At 55.8% G+C, this 19,507-nt stretch carries 15 protein-coding genes; 9 read left to right on the forward strand and 6 right to left on the reverse strand.

Features of this window, described 5'->3' with window-relative positions; translation table 11 throughout:
• The first annotated feature begins 81 nt into the window (after positions 1–81).
• Positions 82–1,344, forward strand: coding sequence for a nucleotide sugar dehydrogenase (locus ACR0DT_RS21510; protein WP_480712726.1), 1,263 nt, complete (start codon positions 82–84; stop codon positions 1,342–1,344).
• Complete coding sequence (locus ACR0DT_RS21515) at positions 1,337–2,587, forward strand: glycosyltransferase family 4 protein (RefSeq protein ID WP_480712727.1); 1,251 nt, start codon at positions 1,337–1,339, stop codon at positions 2,585–2,587. Before ACR0DT_RS21510 ends, ACR0DT_RS21515 begins: the two co-directional genes overlap by 8 nt.
• A 6-nt stretch (positions 2,588–2,593) precedes the next feature.
• On the opposite strand, the gene xrtD is transcribed toward ACR0DT_RS21515, so the two are convergent.
• The 5 genes from xrtD to ACR0DT_RS21540 form a co-directional block, all read right to left on the reverse strand.
• The gene (gene xrtD, locus ACR0DT_RS21520) at positions 2,594–4,195 is read right to left on the reverse strand and encodes a VPLPA-CTERM-specific exosortase XrtD (RefSeq protein WP_480712728.1); all 1,602 of its coding nucleotides are present in this window, start codon (positions 4,193–4,195) and stop codon (positions 2,594–2,596) included.
• Between the two features lie 164 nt (positions 4,196–4,359).
• Positions 4,360–5,658, reverse strand: coding sequence for a hypothetical protein (locus ACR0DT_RS21525; RefSeq protein ID WP_480712729.1), 1,299 nt, complete (start codon positions 5,656–5,658; stop codon positions 4,360–4,362).
• A gap of 306 nt (positions 5,659–5,964) precedes the next feature.
• On the reverse strand, positions 5,965–6,594 hold the full coding sequence (locus tag ACR0DT_RS21530) for a polysaccharide biosynthesis/export family protein (protein ID WP_480712730.1): 630 nt from the start codon (positions 6,592–6,594) through the stop codon (positions 5,965–5,967).
• Positions 6,595–6,694: 100 nt separating this feature from the next.
• Entirely contained in the window at positions 6,695–9,145 is a 2,451-nt protein-coding gene (locus tag ACR0DT_RS21535; RefSeq protein ID WP_480712731.1) for a tetratricopeptide repeat protein, read from the reverse strand.
• A 65-nt stretch (positions 9,146–9,210) separates the two neighbouring features.
• Entirely contained in the window at positions 9,211–9,900 is a 690-nt protein-coding gene (locus tag ACR0DT_RS21540) for a sugar transferase (RefSeq protein ID WP_480712732.1), read from the reverse strand.
• A 718-nt stretch (positions 9,901–10,618) separates the two neighbouring features.
• On the opposite strand from ACR0DT_RS21540, the gene ACR0DT_RS21545 reads away from it, so the two are divergent.
• From ACR0DT_RS21545 to ACR0DT_RS21560, 4 genes are all read left to right on the forward strand, one after another.
• Entirely contained in the window at positions 10,619–11,395 is a 777-nt protein-coding gene (locus ACR0DT_RS21545; RefSeq protein ID WP_480712733.1) for an ExeA family protein, read from the forward strand.
• A gap of 136 nt (positions 11,396–11,531) precedes the next feature.
• Positions 11,532–12,932 carry a GumC family protein gene (locus ACR0DT_RS21550; RefSeq protein ID WP_480712734.1) on the forward strand — a complete coding sequence of 467 codons (1,401 nt, stop codon included), beginning with the start codon at positions 11,532–11,534 and terminating at the stop codon, positions 12,930–12,932.
• Positions 12,933–12,963: 31 nt separating this feature from the next.
• On the forward strand, positions 12,964–13,791 hold the full coding sequence (locus ACR0DT_RS21555; RefSeq protein ID WP_480712735.1) for a CpsD/CapB family tyrosine-protein kinase: 828 nt from the start codon (positions 12,964–12,966) through the stop codon (positions 13,789–13,791).
• A complete protein-coding gene (locus ACR0DT_RS21560) occupies positions 13,772–14,656 on the forward strand; it encodes a glycosyltransferase family 2 protein (protein WP_480712736.1) in 885 nt (294 codons plus the stop codon). Before ACR0DT_RS21555 ends, ACR0DT_RS21560 begins: the two co-directional genes overlap by 20 nt.
• A 60-nt stretch (positions 14,657–14,716) precedes the next feature.
• Here the strand turns inward: ACR0DT_RS21560 and ACR0DT_RS21565 are convergent, their stop codons facing one another.
• The gene (locus tag ACR0DT_RS21565) at positions 14,717–15,229 is read right to left on the reverse strand and encodes a VPLPA-CTERM sorting domain-containing protein (protein ID WP_480712737.1); all 513 of its coding nucleotides are present in this window, start codon (positions 15,227–15,229) and stop codon (positions 14,717–14,719) included.
• A 661-nt stretch (positions 15,230–15,890) separates the two neighbouring features.
• Here ACR0DT_RS21565 and ACR0DT_RS21570 point away from each other — a divergent pair.
• Genes ACR0DT_RS21570 through ACR0DT_RS21580 form a run of 3 tightly spaced genes read left to right on the forward strand, consistent with a single transcriptional unit; the run spans position 15,891 to position 19,413 of the window.
• Entirely contained in the window at positions 15,891–16,895 is a 1,005-nt protein-coding gene (locus ACR0DT_RS21570; protein ID WP_480712738.1) for a UDP-glucuronic acid decarboxylase family protein, read from the forward strand.
• Positions 16,892–18,388, forward strand: a complete 1,497-nt coding sequence (locus ACR0DT_RS21575) for a hypothetical protein (RefSeq protein ID WP_480712739.1) — start codon at positions 16,892–16,894, stop codon at positions 18,386–18,388. Before ACR0DT_RS21570 ends, ACR0DT_RS21575 begins: the two co-directional genes overlap by 4 nt.
• A 2-nt stretch (positions 18,389–18,390) precedes the next feature.
• Positions 18,391–19,413, forward strand: coding sequence for a glycosyltransferase family 2 protein (locus ACR0DT_RS21580; RefSeq protein ID WP_480712740.1), 1,023 nt, complete (start codon positions 18,391–18,393; stop codon positions 19,411–19,413).
• The last annotated feature ends 94 nt before the right edge of the window (positions 19,414–19,507 follow it).

The raw sequence follows: 19,507 nt of genomic DNA on the forward strand, positions 1-19,507 counted from the left end.
GGGCGATAGCCATACAGAGCACCGAATGTGAGCCAATATGGTTAGAGTAGTAAGTATTAGGTTTTAGAGCGACTGGACGAAATGAAGATTGCGATTTTCGGATTGGGGTACGTGGGCTTCACGGCGGCATGCTGTCTGGCTCGCGAAGGGCATGAGGTGGTCGGCATTGATGTGAATGCCGACAAGGTCGCGGAAATCACTGTCGGGCAACCTCCGATCAAGGAACCCAAAGTAGCCGAGCTGCTGACCGAGGCTCTCGGCAAGAACCTGATACACGCGGTGGCGGAAATACCGGACCTGTCCGATGTGGATCTGGCCATTGTCTGTGTCGGCACGCCCAGCTCGACCGATGGCTCGCATAACATGGATTTTGTGGCCGAAGTGACGCGCCAGATTGCCGAGACCGTATCGCCTGATCGGGTGCGGCCGTTGACGGTGGCGTATCGGTCGACCTTCCGGCCCGGTACGGTGCGTCAACTGATCGAGCCGATCTTCCGGAACTCACTGGGGGATCAGACGGCACAGGCCGTTGAAATCATCTACAACCCGGAATTCCTGCGCGAAGTGTCGGCGGTGGATGATTACTTCAACCCACCCAAGATCGTTGTCGGAACAGCGGATGGAAACCGTTCTGACGTGATGGATGCGCTGCACGAAAACCTGGATGCCCCGGTGTTCTATACCGCCTTTGAAGAGGCCGAGATCACCAAATTCGTCGACAACACCTGGCACGCAACCAAGGTGGCATTCGCCAATGAGATCGGCCGCATCTGCCACCGGATGGGGGTGTCGGCGAAAACCATGCATGAGATCTTTGTCTCGGACACCAAGCTCAACATCTCGCCCTACTACACGCGTCCCGGGGGCGCGTTCGGGGGGTCCTGCCTGCCCAAGGATGTCCGCGCGCTGCAGCATATCGCCAGTGAGGTCGGGGCACATACGCATCTGATCGACAGCCTGTTGCAGACCAATCAGGCGCACAAGACATATCAGGCGCAGGACATCATGGACCGGCTGCCCGAGGGGGGCAGGGTGCTGATGGCGGGGCTGGCCTTCAAGGCCGGAACCGATGATCTGCGCGAAAGCCCCAATGTCGATATTGCCCGGCGGTTGCTGGACGCAGGCTATCAACTGTCGGTCTATGATCCGGCTATCGAACCCGCCGACCTGCGGGGCCAGAACCTGGGCTATGCATTTACCCATTTGCCCAATGTGGGCAACCTGCTGGTGAGCCGGGCTACGGCCGAGGCCGGACCGTGGGATCTGGTGATCGGATCGAACCGGATCGTGCGTGATCTGAACCTTGGCGATACAGAGGTGGTGCGGACCTATGAATATGACTAGCCCGCCGCCTGCCGTTCAACCGATCTCGTTCGAGGAACTGCGCCAGACCCAACCCCTGAAGGGGCTGAAAGTTCTGATCGTTGTTGAAAACCTGCCAGTGCCCTTCGACCGCCGCGTCTGGATGGAGGCGCGCACGCTGGCTGCCGCCGGCGCGCTGGTGTCGGTCATCTGCCCCACCGGCAAAGGCCATGGGGAACGCGTGTGGGAAGACGAGGGGATCAAGGTCTATCGCCACCCTCTGCCTTTGGATGCCAGCGGGGCGCTGGGATATCTGCTGGAGTATGGCGCGGCACTGTTCTGGGAAAGCTGGCTGGCGCTGAAGATCAAGTTCACCCGTGGTTTCCACGTCATCCATGGCTGCAACCCGCCCGATCTGATCTTTCTGGTGGCGCTGCCGTTCAAGCTGTTTGGCGTGCGCTATCTGTTCGATCACCACGACATCAACCCCGAGCTCTATGAGGCCAAGTTCAACAAGCGCGGCTTCTTCTGGAAGCTGATGAAGACGTTCGAACGGCTGACCTTCGCCTCGGCCCGGGTGTCGATTGCCACCAATGAGAGCTATCGCAAGATCGCCATCGAACGCGGCGGCATGGCGCCCGAGGATGTATTCGTCGTCCGTTCGGGCCCGGACCTTAGCCGCCTGCAACACCTGCCGCCGAACCCCGACTGGCGCAACGGCCGACAGTATATGGTGGGCTATGTCGGCGTGATGGGCGATCAGGAAGGCATCGACCTGCTGCTGGAGTCGGTGGCGCATCTGGTGCAGGTCCAGGGGCGCAACGATATCCAGTTCTGCCTTGTGGGCGGTGGCCCCAGCCTGGACAAGCTGCGGGAACAGTCCGCCGATATGGGCTTGTCAGATTACGTCACCTTCACCGGCCGCGCGCCGGATCATGACCTGTTCGAGGTGCTGTCGACCGCAGATGTCTGCGTGAACCCGGACAGGGTGAACGAGATGAACGACAAATCCACCATGAACAAGATCCTCGAATACATGGCGTTTGAAAAACCGATCGTTCAGTTCGACGTGACCGAAGGTCGGTATTCAGCGCAAGAGGCGTCTCTTTACGCGCGCGCCAACGATCCGGTGGACATGGCGGACAAGATCACCGCGTTGCTGGCCGATCAGGAACGCCGCGCCACCATGGGCCGTTATGGTCGCGCCCGGGTTGAGGCTGAAATGGCCTGGCCCCACCAAGTGCCCGCCTTGATCGCGGCCTATAAGCGGATCTGGAAGGGGTAAAACCCGCTAAAACGGCACAAAGCGCGGCAGACGGTTCAGGCTTGGCTCCATGAACTTTTGCAGCCTTGCATCTGCGTCTGCCTCGGTTTCATCAGGCAGGATTGGGGTGACAAAGCGGACCAGGGCACCATCGGTACGGCCCATGGTGAAGCCATCCTGAATGACGCTCATCTTGGCGCGGAAGTCATTGACCATGCGTTTGCCACGCTGTTCGAACCAGTAATAGACCAGCTGTTTTGAAAGCTCTTTCTGGATCACCGCGCGGTTGACGGTGAAGCTGCCGTAAGGGGTGTTGCCGGGATTGATCTCGTGTGGTTCAAGGCTGAAAATTTCCCACCCGCCCACAGGCAGGCAGACCTGGGGCGAATGGATGCCGTCGCCTTCGGTTTGATTGTTGTAAAAGGCCACGAACATATTCACGAAATCGCCGGATTCCCTGTCAATATAGCTGGCATTCAGGTAATCGCTGGCAGCCAGCGTCTGTTCGACCTGAGGGTCAAGGCTGGTGATCGTACCGGACCAGGAACCAAGCTGGCGCGGGTACAGAACAAACGGATCACGTTCGATGGGCTGGATGTCCGAGGCGGGCCGCAAAGCCCAGGCCGTTGAGACGGCCAGCGTCAAGATGGCAGCCGCGGCCAGCGCCGCAGACGCTTTGATGCCAAAGATGCGCAGCGCAATGGGGCCGAACCCCTCGACATCCAGATCGATTGTCTCGGCAAAGGGTTTCGGATTGGAGGTCAGGCGCTGCAATCCAACCGCCATAAGGAACAGAATGGCCACGCACAGCAGGAAGATGATCCAGCCTTCGAAGAAATGCATGAACCCTTCGGCCTGTTCGATGCCGTTATGGTTCACCAGAACACCAATCACGCCGATGCGGACGGAATTCATCAGCACGGTCAGCGGTGCGGCCGAGAGCATCAGAACCACCTTGTGCCAGATCGGGCCGCGATAGAGCAGGGCAAAGAGGTACGAAAAACTCAGGATCGGGAACAGGTAGCGCAGCCCGGAACAGGCCTCGGCCACCTGCAGCTTGTAGACGCCCAGATCAATGACATTGCCTTCGATAAAGACCGCAACACCGGCCATCTGCACGAACCAGACCCCAAGTTCGGATGACACCCATTGCAGGAAGATCGTGAGCTTCCAATAGACGAATTGCGGCAGCGGCAGCATGAAAACAAGATGGACCACCGGCAGCTGATGGAGTTTTCCGCGCTGCCAGCCGAACACGGTCAGCATGACACCGCCGGTCCAGATGATCATGGCATAGGTAACGATATCCGGGATGCGGGTCAGATTGCCCAAGATGGCGATAGCCAACGCCGCAACAATCACCAGAACACCCGGCCAACGATCATGAATGGCGGGATGTGGGGGCGGGTAATTGCGCAGCTCGCGCAGGAACAGATACAGCGAGATGATGGGGATCAGGGGGCCGTGGCTGTATTCCGGGGTGCTCCAGGCCGCACCTAATGAGACGATCCCGATCCAGAAGATTGGCACCGACCCTGCCAGAAGCAGCATGAACCAGAACAACCCGCTGGCATTTATGGCCGGCAGGGTCTTATGCGCGGTTCCAATCGTATGGTTGCCGCCCTGCATTGGTGGCCCTTCGATTCGAGATGAACTGTCAGTGCTCATCATGCACGAAATGGAGGGGCGCTAACGAGCTCAGAAAATGGGCTCCGGATTTTTTGATCCGGAGCCGGGAAAATGCGGCTGTAATGGGCCGTTTGTTTTCGCTCTCGATGCAAACCAAAGCCACATCACGGCTTCAGGAAGAACCGCCGCCCTAGCGTGAAATAGACAGAGCTTGAGGTCCCTTCAAAGGTATCCTGTTCGTCTCTTTCATACTGGTAGCCCATGGTCATTGCCCAATCATTGGTAATTGCTCGGGTATATGCGGCAGAGATGCTAGCGCGCTGGCGAGGGTCAGCTGCCGTGGGCCCTTCGTTTTCCTGATCGATGAAGTTGACGTTGAAGGAAATCGCCGAAACAGGGTTGATGAAGTAATCGTAGGTCAGGAAACCAGTTGTCTGGCGGGTTTCCTCACTTTGCGTGCTGGTGCCGACCAAGCGCTGAATCGTGACGGCCACCTGGGAATTGCGCAGTTGATGGAAATAATTGAGTTCACCAATTGGCGTGACTTCGTCAAATGGCCCGCGCGTAAACCCGACGTTGAAATCCAGCGATCCGTTGGTGCGTTCATAGCTGCGCCCGACAGTTGCATTCGTTCTGGAGCCGTTGACCCCGAAAGTCTGGTCAAGCAGGATGCTTGCAACCCCGTCCGGAACTTGCCTGTTCCAGGCAAACGAGGCCACATAATCCTCATCAACTGTGTTGGTATTGAACGCGCGCAGCGTGTCGTCGACCTGAGAGAAACCCACATTGAAATCGACCGTCGTAACCGGAGAGACCTCGTAGTTGGCGCCGACTGTGACCGTCGTCGTTTTTGTATCGGTCTCCGGGGTATCATCGGCCCTAAAGTCGTTATACGAGAGGTTGAGGTTCCCCTGTAGCACCGGGTTGAACCGGAAAAAAGTCTCCAGCCTATAGAAGTCTGTCCTGTTATCAAAAAGGTTCGGGTCGATCGTGTCCTGATAGGTTCGTTCAAAATGATCGTATGTGAAGCGAAACCCAACCGGATCGTTGATGCCGACCTGCCAGGTCAGATTTCCACGGCTGTCGACCTGATCGCCGATGGTGCCCAGAACGTCGGCGGAATCGATGCGGCCATCAAGATTGACGTCGGTGATTGAGCGGTTGAAGGCCAGATCTCTTTCGCGATATTCCGCCAGTATTCCAAACTGGCTGTTGCTACTGTCGCGCTGATAGCTCAGCCGCGCGGAGGGGTCAGAAAAGCTCGACTCCGTGCCAATGATCGGCTCATTGGCGATCCGGTAAAGCCCCGAGAGATCGAAGGCCAAAGTCGAACCCGGCGCTTGATTGAGAACGCTAAGCGCCAAAGAGTTTTCCCACCACGTTGTAGAGCCAAGCGAGGGATCGGTCAGTCTAAGGTTGTCGTCCCATCTGAGGGACGACAGGTAATCGAGCGTGTAGCTCAACCCTTCGCCCGTGCCTTGTTGTTGCAGGCCAGTGGCAGGCAGGCCAATTCTGCGCGCAGGGTTTTGCCGCGCCAGATCTCGGATCAACTGCTGACTGGTGGCCTGCTGTGTCTCAGTTCGTGGCGTAGATGTCGGATCTACCGCTGTCTGCGTCGCAGAAATTTGCTGCGTCCCGGTTTGCGGTACCGATGCCTGTTGTGCCGTTGTTTGTTGCCCGGCTGCCGGTGCAAAAGTAACAATACAAGCTGTCCCGCTCGCTAGCGCGAAGGACAGCTTGTTCCGAATTTTCCCCACTTGTGTTCACCCCTATTCGAACAAGCGGCGAGCAGGTACGACTATAACGTCTCCGGTTTTGAGAATCGTGTTGCCTTTGATGCTGCTGCCCGTGCCATTGTAGTTATAAAGATATCGGTTCATTACGCCTGTTTTTTTGTCTGCCCTGCGCAGTTCGATGCGCTTGCGGGCGGCGAATCTGGTCAGGCCGCCAGCCTGAGCCAATGCTTGGAGAATGGTTGTCCCCTCCGAGGCCAGGAGCTTGCCTGGCACAGTGACTTCTCCCATCAGGAAGACATCAATTGTTGGTCCGGTTATCCCTTGTCCTGTGGTCAGGGAAGGTGGCGCCAGCGAGGCGATCGAAACAAATACCGTCGGCGGCGTATTGAAGTTCGACGCCAGAGCGGAGGAGAGAGACGATCTCAGACCATCCAGCGACTGACCGGCTGCCCGCATCGTGCCCACCAACGGAAAGTTAATGGAACCGTCGGGCAGAACCAGAAGCGTCCGGTTGAGGGTGGGATCTTCCAGTACCTCAACCTGCAGTCTGTCATTCGGTTGTATTTGATAAGAGCCTTGTGCAAAAGCACTGCTCGCCACGACAATTGTGGTGACGAATGCAATAAAAAATCCGATTACCGTACGCATTTGAATATCTTTCACCTTTCCCTCTTTATGCCTTTTTCGATTCACTGGGGCAATTGGCCAGTATTGTTATAGGTAAAATATGCGGCAGAAATGCAGCGGTGTATCTTACCTGTTTTTATTGCCCGGCAGCAGGAGCTGCCTCCAGTCGTTCAATCTCGGTTTCAAGCGTTGGTGTGACATCCAAAGACGGCTTCAGGGCTTCAGCCGTGCGATAGACGCGAAGCGCTTCCTCGGTTCTGTCCAGGGCCGCATATGTTCGGCCCAAATGATAAAGCACCAGGGGATGCTCCGGCAAAGCTCGTGCTGCGGGTTCAAGGTAGATCCGCGCTTCTTCGTAATTGCCCATCCGGTACGCGACCCAACCATAAGTATCCTGATAAGCGGGTACGCGCGTGCCCCGCAGACGTCGAACCAGATCATTGGCGCGTTGCAGGCTTTCGTCATCGCTGCGATAGGTTGTCAGCAGGCTTGCCAGATTGTTGGTTACAGCCAAAGAGCGATTGCTGAGCGGATATAGTTTTTCATAGACCGCGATTGCCTGGTCCAGCTCTCCGGCACGCTCGTGATTGACTGCCTGCAACATTAGAAGGTCAGGGCTTTCGGGCAGCACGGCCAATGCCTCAGCCAGGATGGCCTGGGCTTTTGCGGTTTGGCCGCGTTCGTTCTCAAGCGCGTATAGTTCCAACCAGGCTCGGGTCGCGTCCGGGTGATCTTCGAGAATTGCGCGATAGAATTGCTCGACTTCATCGAGGTTTCCCTCGCCGGACAGCGCCCGTGCCTTGAGGAACCGCAGCTGCAGAGAGTCGGGATCCTCTTCCAGCAACTCGTCAAGACGCTCGAAAGCAGCGGCGGCCTCTCCTCTGGCGAACATGGAGCGGATAAGTGCGATATCGGCGGGCAGGCCAAATTCGGGGTCGTTGGCCAGCTCATTCAAAAACTCGGCCAATTCTTCCGAACGTTCCTGAGTTGCCAGCATTTGGGCTTTCAGCTCATTTGCCATGCGTCGGACTTCGGGATCGTCCAGCTTATGGATTGATCTCTGCACAGCTTCCAGCCGTTCCCAATCCTGCATGCCCAGATAGACCTCGCCCAGCTGGAAAAGCAGACCTGGGTGATCCGGGGATTGACGGAGGGCATCCAGCAGAACGCGTTCGGCTATTTCAGGATCGTCCTCGGCAATCAGGAACCGGGCGTAATGCAGGGTTTCTTCCGGGGCATTCCGAGAGACTTCCACCGCCAGGGCCAACATTTCACCCATCAGTTCCCGGTCGCCGTTGCGCTCATGCGCGGCAGCCATGAGGGACATCAATTGAGGATCGCGAGGGGCCTGGGCAAGCGCTTCGCGCAAAAGCACGATTGCGTCGCCTGTATTGTCCTCTTCAATCAGCCACGAGGTCTTGAACTTGAGCGCATCCACCTGAGACGGATCTTCTGCCAGCACCTTTTCGATCAGGACGCGCGCCTGTTCAGGCTGTGCGGCGTTGAAAAGCATCCGGGCGAATTCCACCTCGTTTTCCCGGGTCTGGGTGGTTCTTTCCGCGCCGTCCGTCAGGGCCTGCATTTCTGCGATGGCGGTTTGTTCATCACCGGATTGAAACCTCAGCGTTGCCCGCAAGGTTTTTAACCGGGATGTATTGGGGCCGTCTTCGGAAACGATTTTATCGATTTCAGAAATTGCCGCCGCAGTGCCAAGGTGTTCATTCAGGAAAGCGATAAGTCTTTGAACCGGCGTATAATCTTCGGATTGCACGTCCATTTCTTTGCGCAGTATCTGCTCGGCGGCATCCAGATTGCGCTGGTCGATATAATGCTGCACGAGCATCTGCTCTATGCCCGGATCATCGGGAAACACCTGCGCCTTCCGTTTAAGCAGTGCTTCGATTTCCGCAGGTTTGTCCAGTTCCTGCAGCGCACTGAGCCGGGTCGTGTAAAGACTTCTCAATTCGGGTGAGATCGCCAGAGCTTTATCCGTTGCGTCCAGCACACCGTGCCAGTCCTGGTTCCTGCTCAGATAATCGATCACAGTCAGCCGCGCCGTCATCAGTTCGGGATGGCTTTCAGTTATTTCCCGAGCGGTGCGTACGGTTAAATCCACATTGGCCTGATTGTTGGCCCTGACTGCGTCGGTATAGGACAGCATATTGTTGATGGATTTGACCTCGACATTGTCTGGGGCCAGCTCCGCCGCAAAGGCGCCATGGCGGCGCACATCCTCCCAGTTGCCTAACTCAAGGGCCATTTCGGCCAGGGCCTGATGACCTTCGAGATTGTCTGGATATTGTTCGATCAGCCGCAGGTACTGGCCATAGGCGCTGGAAGTGTTGCCGCGATCGCGTTCTAGCTTGGCGAGCGTAAGACGGGCCTCTTTGTGCGTGCCATTCAGTTTGAAAACATTCTGGAATTCGACCATCGCCCGCGCGACATCACCGTCTTCCAAAAAGGCGAGCGCAGCCTGGTAATGTGCTTCGGCCCGTTCCTCGGCCGTGTCGCAGGCGCTGAGCAACAAGGTCATCGCAACACAGGCGGTGGCCAGATATTTGCTGATGGCGGCTCGGGTTCTGCTCAATGCTGCACTCCCGTAGAATTCACGAAAAGCACTTAGGTGCTGGAGGCGCCCGATCGTACGGGAGCTCAGCAACCGGTGCAGCGCAGAACGGCGGTGATGGTCTGTACCAGAATCGAAGTATCTGTGCCGAACGACATGTTCTTCCAATATTCAGAATCGTGGTACGCGCGCTCTGCAAATGTGGATTGATTGCGTTTGGAAACCTGCCAAGGCCCCGAAATGCCAGGGCGCATGGCAGTGTAGAATTTACCGGGGTAAAGCTTTTGCTGGTTCACCATCATCGGGCGTGGCCCGACCATCGACATTTCCCCGATCAGGACATTCCAAAATTGAGGCAGCTCATCCATCGAGGATTTGCGCAGAAACGATCCGAACTTGATGACGCGCGGATCGTCGCGGAGCTTCTGATTGCGGTTCCATTCATCCCGTGCGTCAGGGTTGGCCTCCAGATGTTTCTTAAGAACCGCCTCGGCATCATGCACCATGGTGCGCAGCTTGAGCATTTTGAAGATCTGACCGTTCTTGCCGACACGTTCCTGTCGGTAGAACGGGGTCACGCCCTGAAAGGCCAGAAACACGGCGAGGAAGAAAATCAGCGGCACAACGAATGGTGCCGCAAGCAGCACAAACACAATATCAAAGATGCGCTTTCCCTTACTTCTGTAGAACCCCGGGTAATGCACCGTGGCCGGTATTACAGAAATATTCGAGTAGCCCGCGCCAGCGTCGGCCACTTCTTTGGAATGACTTGTCACTATTTAAACCCCCAGCGCACACAAATACTCAGGAACCGATTACGCTCGACCTCAATTTACATCCAAAAACCGTTATATTTTTATGTCTTTCAAAGCCCTGCCGCTATACACATGTTGGCAGGCCCCCGCCCTTTGATTGTTAGCAAATTATGGTCAGTTTGCAAAACATTAATCCTGTCAGCCCCCTCCCGCAATCGATGGGAAAAGTAAGCCTGTCAGCGGTGCTGAAGCCCACTGCTTGATTTGTCCCAGTGAAGTTTCTGAGGATGTTGTTTCGTATTTCGATACAATGATCTTGTTTTGCGCATATTGATCTAAAATAAGGGCTTATCGGCAGCGTGCAGAGGAACACTCGGCGCTGGTCCTGTTCGATCTGTTTGCGCTGTCCTGGCCTGCCTAATTTAAGTCTTGGTGGAAACAATTATCGGAAACCGCCCTGATTGGGGCGTCAATTCATCATGTGTGAAGTTAAGTGATGCTTGCTACATTGATTTTGTGGCAGAGTAATACCCAAGTACTTCTGGTTTATGTGATATATACGGTGTGTAAGGGTTTTCTGGTGGTTCAGAGTATGGGTTTGGGTGATCTCGGGGGGGCCAGTACGAGGTTTGACAAGGCGGAAGGCAACCGTGGTGCAATGGCGTCCAACGATGGATTTTATCTAGATTCTTTCGGGCTTGACCGGCGGCCTTTCACACTGCTTCCGGATCCAGGGTTTATGTATTGGTCACCGCTGCACAAGCGCGGTTATTCGGTCTTGCAATTCGGCATTATGAGCTGTGCGCCGATTACGGTGCTGACCGGAGAGATTGGCGCCGGAAAAACGACGCTCATTCAACAACTTCTGAGTGAAATGGAGCGGGAGATTACGGTTGGATTGATCTCGAACGCTCAGGGCGGTCGGGGAGAGCTGCTGCAGTGGGTGCTGCATGCCTTGGGCCTGCCGATCGAAAAAGATGCAGCCTATGTGCAGCTGTTCCGGGCGCTACAGGATTTTCTTGTCTCGGAATATGCCGCAGGGCGGCGTGTCGTTCTGATTTTTGACGAGGCGCAGAACCTGACGGTCGAGGGATTGGAAGAAATCCGCATGTTGACCAACATCAACGCAAACACGGATGAGTTGATCCAACTCATTCTGGTGGGCCAGCCCGAGCTGCGGGATATGGTTATGGATCCCAAGATGCGTCAGCTGACGCAGAGGGTGGCTGCAAGTTTTCATCTGGAACGGATGGATGTGACCTCGGTCGAGCGCTACATCAGACATAGAATGCAAATCGCTGGCGGCTCGGGCGGGGAATTCACGGAAGACGCCTGCAAGATGATTTTTCACCAAACCCGCGGCGTCCCGCGCTTGGTGAACCAGTTCTGCGATTTCGCCCTGCTCTATGCCTGGACAAATGAATCCGAGAAAGTGGATGAAGGGATTGTCAATCAGGTGATCGAGGATGGCGTGTTCTTTGGTGGCAACTCACTTGAGAAGGAGCTGACAGTCTGAGATGGGCCCGGTTCGTTATTATAGTTCCATATTTCTGAGGCGATTTCCGTATTTTTTGATCGTCGCCACGATTATTTCAGCCGTATCTATTGTTGTGGCAATAAACTTGCCGCCCACCTATCAATCGCAGATGCGGTTGATCGTTGAATCTCCGCAGATTCCGGGAAATCTGGCGGCCAGTACCGTGAACACACCTGCGGTTGAGCAGCTTCAAATCGTCGAGCAACGCCTGCTGACGCGACCGGTTCTGCTCGATATCGCGCGGCAGTTCGAGGTTTTACCAGATCAGGCCGAAGCAACCCCGGATCAGATCGTCGATACCATGCGCCGAAATACATCCATCTGGATTAATGCGGGTCTAAATCAGGCCAACCTGATGACAATCGCATTCGAGGCCCGGTCCGGCCAAATCGCGGCGGGTGTGCTCAACGAATACCTGACGGAAATCCAGAAACTGGACGTGGATTACCGCAAGACGCGCGCCTCTGGCACATTGGATTTTTTTCAGCAGGAAGTTGAGCGTCTCAGTGACGAGCTTGCCAAGCGCAGCGCACTTATTCTTCAGTTCAAGAATGAAAACTCGGGCGCTCTTCCCGACAGCCTGCAATTCCGGTTGGCGCAGCAGGGGGCGCTGCAGACCAATCTGGAACAAACCGACCAGCAGATTTTTGCGCGCCAGGGCCAGCGGGAAAACCTTCTGGAAATCTACGGCTCAACCGGGCAGGTCGTCGGTGTCGGGCAACAAAACATGACGCCAACCCAAGCACGATTGGACGAGTTGCGCAGTCAACTTGACAATCAACTGGTGATTTACTCTGAAAACAACCCGCAAATCCGACTGCTGCGGGCCAGGATCAGCAGGCTTGAAGAGGTTGTTGCAGCCGAGCAAGCGGCAAACCCCTCCGAAGCTGAAACCGGCAACTCTGCCCTGGACCTCCAGTTGGCTCAGCTCGACTCTCAGATCGCGGCGCTTGAGGATCAGAGGATCGTGATTGAAGAGCGTCTTACGAAGCTGACACTGACCATTGATCAGACCCCTGCAAACGCGATCACACTGGGGGAACTGCAGCGTGACCATGACAACATACAGACACAGTACAACAATGCCGTCGATCGCTTGTCTGCGGCCTCGACCGGAGAACGCATCGAAGTCACATCTCAGGGGCAGCGCATTTCGGTGATCGAACACCCGACCGCGCCAACCTCACCGAGCAAGCCCAACCGCCTGATGATTGCCGGTGGTGGCACGTTCGCAGGTATCGGTGCGGGGTTGGCGCTAGTCCTTCTGCTGGAACTTTTGACCCGATATGCACGCAGACCCGAAGATATAATCAACAAGCTTGAGGTCTGGCCAATCGCCACCATCCCTTATGTTCCCACCCGGCGTGAAATCGCGGTAAAGCGCGTCGCCTGGGTGGCAGTGATTTTGGCTATTCTAATTGGCGTTCCCGCAGGTGTTTGGGCGGTACACACATATTACCTGCCCCTTGATCTAATCGCTGAGAGAGTGATGGACAGGCTGGAGGTATACTGGTGACTTTTACTACGATCAGGCTTGGGAGGAAGTAATGGACCGTCTTCAGATGGCGATTCAGAAAGCCCGCCAGGCGCGTGAGACGCGCCAAACCCAACCGCTGATCCTGGAGGAAGCGCTGCAACAGCACCCTCCGGCGGACAATACGGATGATCTCTGGCAGAGCCTCCCAGAGATCGTGATCGATCAGAAATTCATATCGCGCAATCGTCTGATGTCGTATCAGGGCGGCCCTGAGGCAACACCTTATGATATGTTGCGCACCAAGATGCTGCAGCAAACTTTGACCAACGGCTGGCGTCGCGTGGCACTGACCTCTCCTTACAGCGGATGTGGCAAGAGCACATCAGCGGCCAATCTGGCTTTCAGCCTGGGGCGGCAGGAAGATCTGCGCACGATCGTAATCGATTTCGATATGCGTCGCAGAGGGCTGGCCGACATATTGAAGCAGACCGGTAGACACAGTATGGCCGATGTTCTTAGGGGGAAGGTGCCGTTTCACGAACACGCCCGGCGTCACGGTAACAATGTGATTTTCGGGTTGAATTATGTTTCGGCGCGCAATCCGGCTGAAGTTCTTCAAAGCCGCCAGACGATCGAAATGCTTGAGCAGATCGAGGAGGAATACAAACCCGATATCGTCCTGTTTGATACCCCGCCTCTGATGGCAAGCGATGATAGCCACGGCTTCCTCAGAAACGTCGATTGCGCCCTGCTTTTAGCCGCGGCCGAGGAGACCAGCATCGACCATATTGATGTGGCCGAGCGGCAATTGGCTGAGCTGACGAAAGTCATGGGGATCGTATTGAACAAATGCCGTTATATCAGCGGGGCCTTTGGCTATGAGTACGGCGCCTACTGACCCGGCCCCGGTCGATGCCGTCATCATCCCCCACTACAACGACCTGCCAAGGTTAGAGCGGTGTCTGCGCGCTCTTCGGGAAAATGATCTGGCGGGTACGGAAATTGTCGTTGTTGATAACGCGTCGCCGGTTTCTCTGGACGATATGTGCCAGACCTTCCCCGAGATACGTTTTGTGACAGAGCCACGGAAGGGCGCGGCGCATGCCCGCAATCGGGGGGTTGCCGAGACCACCGCATCAAGACTTTTTTTTATCGATGCCGATTGTGTTCCCGCACCCGATTGGCTGACCGTCGGCCGACAGATTGCTGATCGTGCCGACCTGATTGGCGGTCGGGTCGATGTTTTCGATGAAACCCCGCCCCCGCGCAGTGGGGCCGAGGCGTTTGAGGCGGTATTTGCCTTTAATTTTCGCCGATACATTGAGGTTCAGGGTTGTTCCGGCGCAGGCAATCTGCTGACCCGACGCGACGTATTTGATGCCATCGGCGGATTCATCAATGGGGTGTCGGAAGACCGGGAATGGACCATGCGTGCGGTAAAGCACGGCTATAGCCTAATTTATGAAGACAGTTTGCAGGTCAGCCACCCCTCCCGGCAGGATTGGCGCGCGCTCAAGGCGAAATGGCGCAGGACCACACAAGAAGCATATCAACTGAACGGGACGGGACTACGTGCGCGTTTGCGTTGGGCTGTCCGGGCAGCGGCGATGCCTGCCAGCGCCGTGGTGCATACCCCAAAAATTTTAGTCAGCGGCAAGCTGACTTCGACTGGTGAGGTTTTGCGGGCAATCGCGACATTGTTCCGCCTGAGATGTCAGCGCATGATTTGGATGCTGCGCCAAGCAACCGGTGGTGCGATCTGAATCTGGCCAAATAAAAAGGGGCCGTGAAACGGGCCCCTTGTCACAGGTCCTGTGCAGCTATCACGCAGTCTTGCGGCGGCTGATCAACACTAGGCCACCAAGGGCAGTCAAGAGCAGCAATCCACCAGCTGGCAACGGAACAGCTGCCACGTCAGTGTTACCGTTGGTCCCTGACGGTGGTTTGGTAGTTGACCAGGCAAATCTCAGATTCTGAGTTGGGCTGTTGCCGGTAGATACCGATCGGGGCGTGTTAATACCGGGTTTCACGCCCGACGTGCCCCGAATAGTACCCGCTATGGCGTCGGCCCAATTCACTGTCAGGCCGGGAAAGAACCCCAGAATGTTTACCGTGATCGACGATTTCCTCGGACGATTAGCGCGCTTAACATTTGAGTAGGAGCCCAATTTGAACACGCTGGCCCGGCGTTGGGTAAAAACCGAACCCACAAACAAGGTGTCTGGATTGATGCTGCGGTGATTGTGATTATTCCAGACTGTAGCTGCGCTGGCCGCACCTGCTATGAACACCGAAGCAGCAAGTACTGTCGCCATCAGTTTCAATTTTCTAAGCATCTGGCTTCCACCCTCAATCCCACTCATACACAACCCGCACGTATCTTTGGCGTGGTCCCTCTCATTGGATTATAACCAAAAGTTACCTGATCACGAAGCCTTCTTTGCAGGATTGTGGCTTTTTTTAGGCAGACTGCAGCTCTCAATAACGCAATGATGCGCTCATCTTTTTTGCGTTCCTTTTGGGGTCGAAATATCTTGAAACGCGTCGGCGGCCTTTTTCTTATGATTATTTGGCGACTTAAGAGATTTGTCGGCTTTGTCATTTGCCGCCAAAGTTACGGATGAGCTCGGCCGCACATCTCTCTGTGAGGTTGCCCATTCCTAAGGCAGGAGGAAGGGTATTGCCAAAACGAGGGCCTGCTCTGCGCGCAAGGGGTGAAACAAAGAGGTGCATGCCTTACGATTGTTTACAAAAGGCAGTTCATGGCAGGGCGGTTGGCCCGCGCTTAGCCTGGGATCAGAACAAAACTGGAGGTCATTTGCATTTAGGCTTCGTTGCACGCTGAGATTGGTGTAGCTTCAATCCAGTCGTGAATACTGAATTCTGGCACCTGATTTTATGACCGAAGTCGATTTTTTACCGATCATAGTACCTTCCCAATCATTGAAGAGGCGGTTCTGATGGGTGTTGGCCAAAACGTAGTTATTGAGTGTACTGATGAATGTGCCTGACTTTTATCCCAGCGACATGAATTTGAATGCCAAGCGCATTCTGGTGACCGGCGGAGCCGGATTTCTGGGATCCCATCTCTGCATGGCGTTGCTGGAACAGGGGCACGAAGTTCTGTGCGCCGATAATTTCTTTACCGGGCGGCGCGCCAATCTGCGCCACATACTGAACCATCCCCGTTTCGAGGTCATGCGCCACGATGTGACCTTTCCTCTCTATGTCGAAGTGGATGAGATTTATAATCTGGCCTGCCCTGCCTCACCATTCCACTATCAGCACGATCCGGTGCAGACGACCAAGACGGCAGTGCATGGTGCGATCAATATGCTGGGGCTGGCCAAACGGGTCGGCGCGCGCATTCTGCAGGCATCGACATCCGAGGTCTATGGCGATCCGCAGATACATCCGCAGACAGAAGACTATGTCGGCAACGTCAATCCAATCGGCCCCCGCTCGTGCTATGACGAGGGCAAGCGTTGCGCAGAGACTTTGTTCTTTGACTATTATCGACAACACAACTTGCCGATCAAAGTGGCGCGTATCTTCAATACATATGGGCCGAACATGCACCCTGATGACGGCCGCGTGGTTTCTAATTTCATCATGCAGGCCCTGACCGGGAAGCCGATCACGATCTATGGGGATGGCAGCCAGACCAGATCCTTTTGCTTTGTGTCCGATCTGATCGACGGGCTGATCCGGCTCATGAACTCGCCGGAAGAGGTGACCGGGCCGATCAATCTGGGCAACCCGGTGGAATCGAGTATCCGGGAGTTGGCGGAAAACGTGATCCGCATGACCGGATCAACCTCGGAACTTGTGTTCCATCCCTTGCCACAGGACGATCCGATTCAGCGCCAGCCGGACATAACCCGTGCGAGTGATCAGTTGGATTGGGCGCCTCGGGTACCGTTGGAAGAGGGGTTGGAAGCAACGATCGCCTATTTCCGGAAAATAACCGTAGCAGCAGAGAGTGCTGCCCAAGAGACATGAGCATTTCCACCTGCTCTGACAGCCCGACCGGGCGGGTCGGAGTGCTATTGCTGGTGATCGCGGTCGCCCTTGTTTGCCTGTCAGCACTGCTAATCAACGGTGGACCTCTCTTCTACTATGACACTGGCAGCTATATTCGCCAGGGTACCGTGGCGTTGAATACCGTCTTCCCCCCACCGGTTCAGGCGGACGGCACGTTGGCCTCGACCTACGGGGCCGCCGATGATGATGGCACGGCAAGCGGTTCAAGATCCGTAATCTACGGGTTGATCGTGGCGATGTTTTTTCGGGCCAACTCCCTTTGGGGTGTTCCCGTCGTGCATTTGGCGGCAGTTTTGCTTGCGACCTGGTTGCTAGCCAGAACCGCCAGCCGGTTTCTGGATGGGCCTCGGCAAACAACTGTAATGATTGCAATTCCGCTGGTGGCTGCCTCCTGCGCCGCACTGCCGTTTTACATCGCATACCTGATGCCCGATATATTCGCACCGGTCCTTCTGATTGCGATAGCCGCGCTTGGTGCGTTCGGTCATAAGATGGCCCTTTGGGAGCTTCTGCTGATATCTGGTCTGGCACTGTTCGCCGTCGTTTTGCACCCGTCCCATATCGCAATCGAGGCGCTAATGATCCCTATTGTCTGTCTGGTGGCTCTGGTTCGGAAGGTATCGGGCCGCTGGCGTGCCCCGGCCCTGCTTGCGTTGATTCTGGTGCTTGCAATTGCCGAGCGGGAAGCCTTTCGGGTTGTCGTGGTCACCAAGACAGACAAAGAGGTTGTCTATGCCCCGCACATCACCGCTCGATTGATCGTCGACGGGCCGGGGATGGATTATTTGAACGAGGTTTGCCCGGATGAAAACATACCGACCTGCGCGCTGCACGAGGCGCTTTCCTGGTCCGATAACCCGGAGCGGCTGACGGCATCCCACATAATTTTTGAACTCTCCCCCGAGCTCGGATCGTACCGGCACCTGTCATTTGATGATCAGAAAACCGTGGCCCTTTCCCAGCGGGACTTTGCCCTGCAAGTTCTGATTACGCGACCTGTCGCGACCTCTCTGGCTCTGGCAGGAAATGCGCTTCAGCAGCTTCTGACTTACAGTATTGAAATGACAATTCCGTCAGACGACATGCTGGATAACGCACGCCAACTGGCCAGGTTGGACGAAACCCAATTTGACCTGATCCCGGACGGATTGCTGAAACAGGATCAAAGTTGGATCCCGTATATTGAAGCGGCTCATCATGCCGTTTACGCAATTTCGTCTGTGTTCATTTTGTGCCTGCTGCTTTGGCCGGGCAGCGTGCCGCGTGAAATAAAACTGTTCGCGTTGCTTATTCTGGCCGGGATTGCGGTTAACGCCTTGGTTTGCGGAGGCCTGTCCCAACCCGCAAACCGTTACGGGGCGCGGGTCATGTGGCTATTGCCATTTACCGCTGCCTTTCTTTTTCTTGTCAGGTGGCCATTGTCGCTACGGCCCAATGCCGGAAGGATTTAACGATGTCAGATGCTGCCCTTTCGATCAGCGTAGTCATGCCTGCCTATCGGGCCGAACATCTGCTGCCGCGGGTCTTGCCGCCGCTGATTGATATGCTTGAGGCGGGTCAGGTGCAAGAAGTTCTGGTAGTCGACGACCAATCTCCGGACGGCACCGCCGCACTTGCAAGCCAAATGGGGGCGACGGTTCTGACAACACCCGTCAATGGCGGACCGGGGGCGGCGCGCAATTTGGCAGCCAAACACGCGACGGGCGATGTTTTGTGGTTTGTGGATTCTGACGTCATCGCCTGGCCGGATGGGCCGGAACATATTCGCCGGGCGATGTCCGAAGACAATGTCGCCGCAGTATTCGGCTCTTATGATGATGCGCCGGACGGGCAAGCGTGGTTCTCACGCTATAAAAACCTTTTGCATCGTTATCACCATCAGCGTGCGCAGCGCGAGGCACGAACCTTCTGGGCCGGTTGTGGTGCAATTCGGCGGGATGTGTTCAATGAAGTCGGCGGGTTTGATGTCAAAACCTATGAGGTGCCGTCGATCGAAGATATCGAACTGGGTTATCGGATCGCCAATACCGGGCGCCGCATCCTTGTCGAGCCCCGCCTGCAGGGCAAGCATCTGAAGGTTTGGACCATCCCCAACAGCCTGAGCACGGACATCTTCTGCCGCGCCCTGCCCTGGGCCCGGCTGATGATCTCGCGCGAGGGGCTGACGGATGATCTCAACACCTCGACCGCTGAACGGGCGCGGGCGGCGATTGCGGGGCTTTTACTGCTGTCGGTTCTGGCCTTGCCGTTCTGGCCGGGGACGTGGCCTCTGCCGTTGCTGTTCCTGACGCTGGCCTTTGTCGCCAACCTTGATCTGGTGCGCACGATGGCTGGGCATGGCGGGCCGTGGTTCGCGTTCAAATGCCTGCTCTATCATCAGGTCTATTATGTCTATTCAGCCAGTATCTATGTCTGGTGCCTGTTTGAGTATCATGTGCTCAGACAGAAGCAAAAACTGAATGTCAGCCGAAACTAAGACCCTTCGGAGGGGTAACATGACGAAAGCGATCATCCTCCAACCGTGGGCAATAGTAGCCGCCCCCCCTGTTTTTGTATTCCGGGCGATCACT

Source organism: Ruegeria sp. BI11, assembly GCF_056538005.1.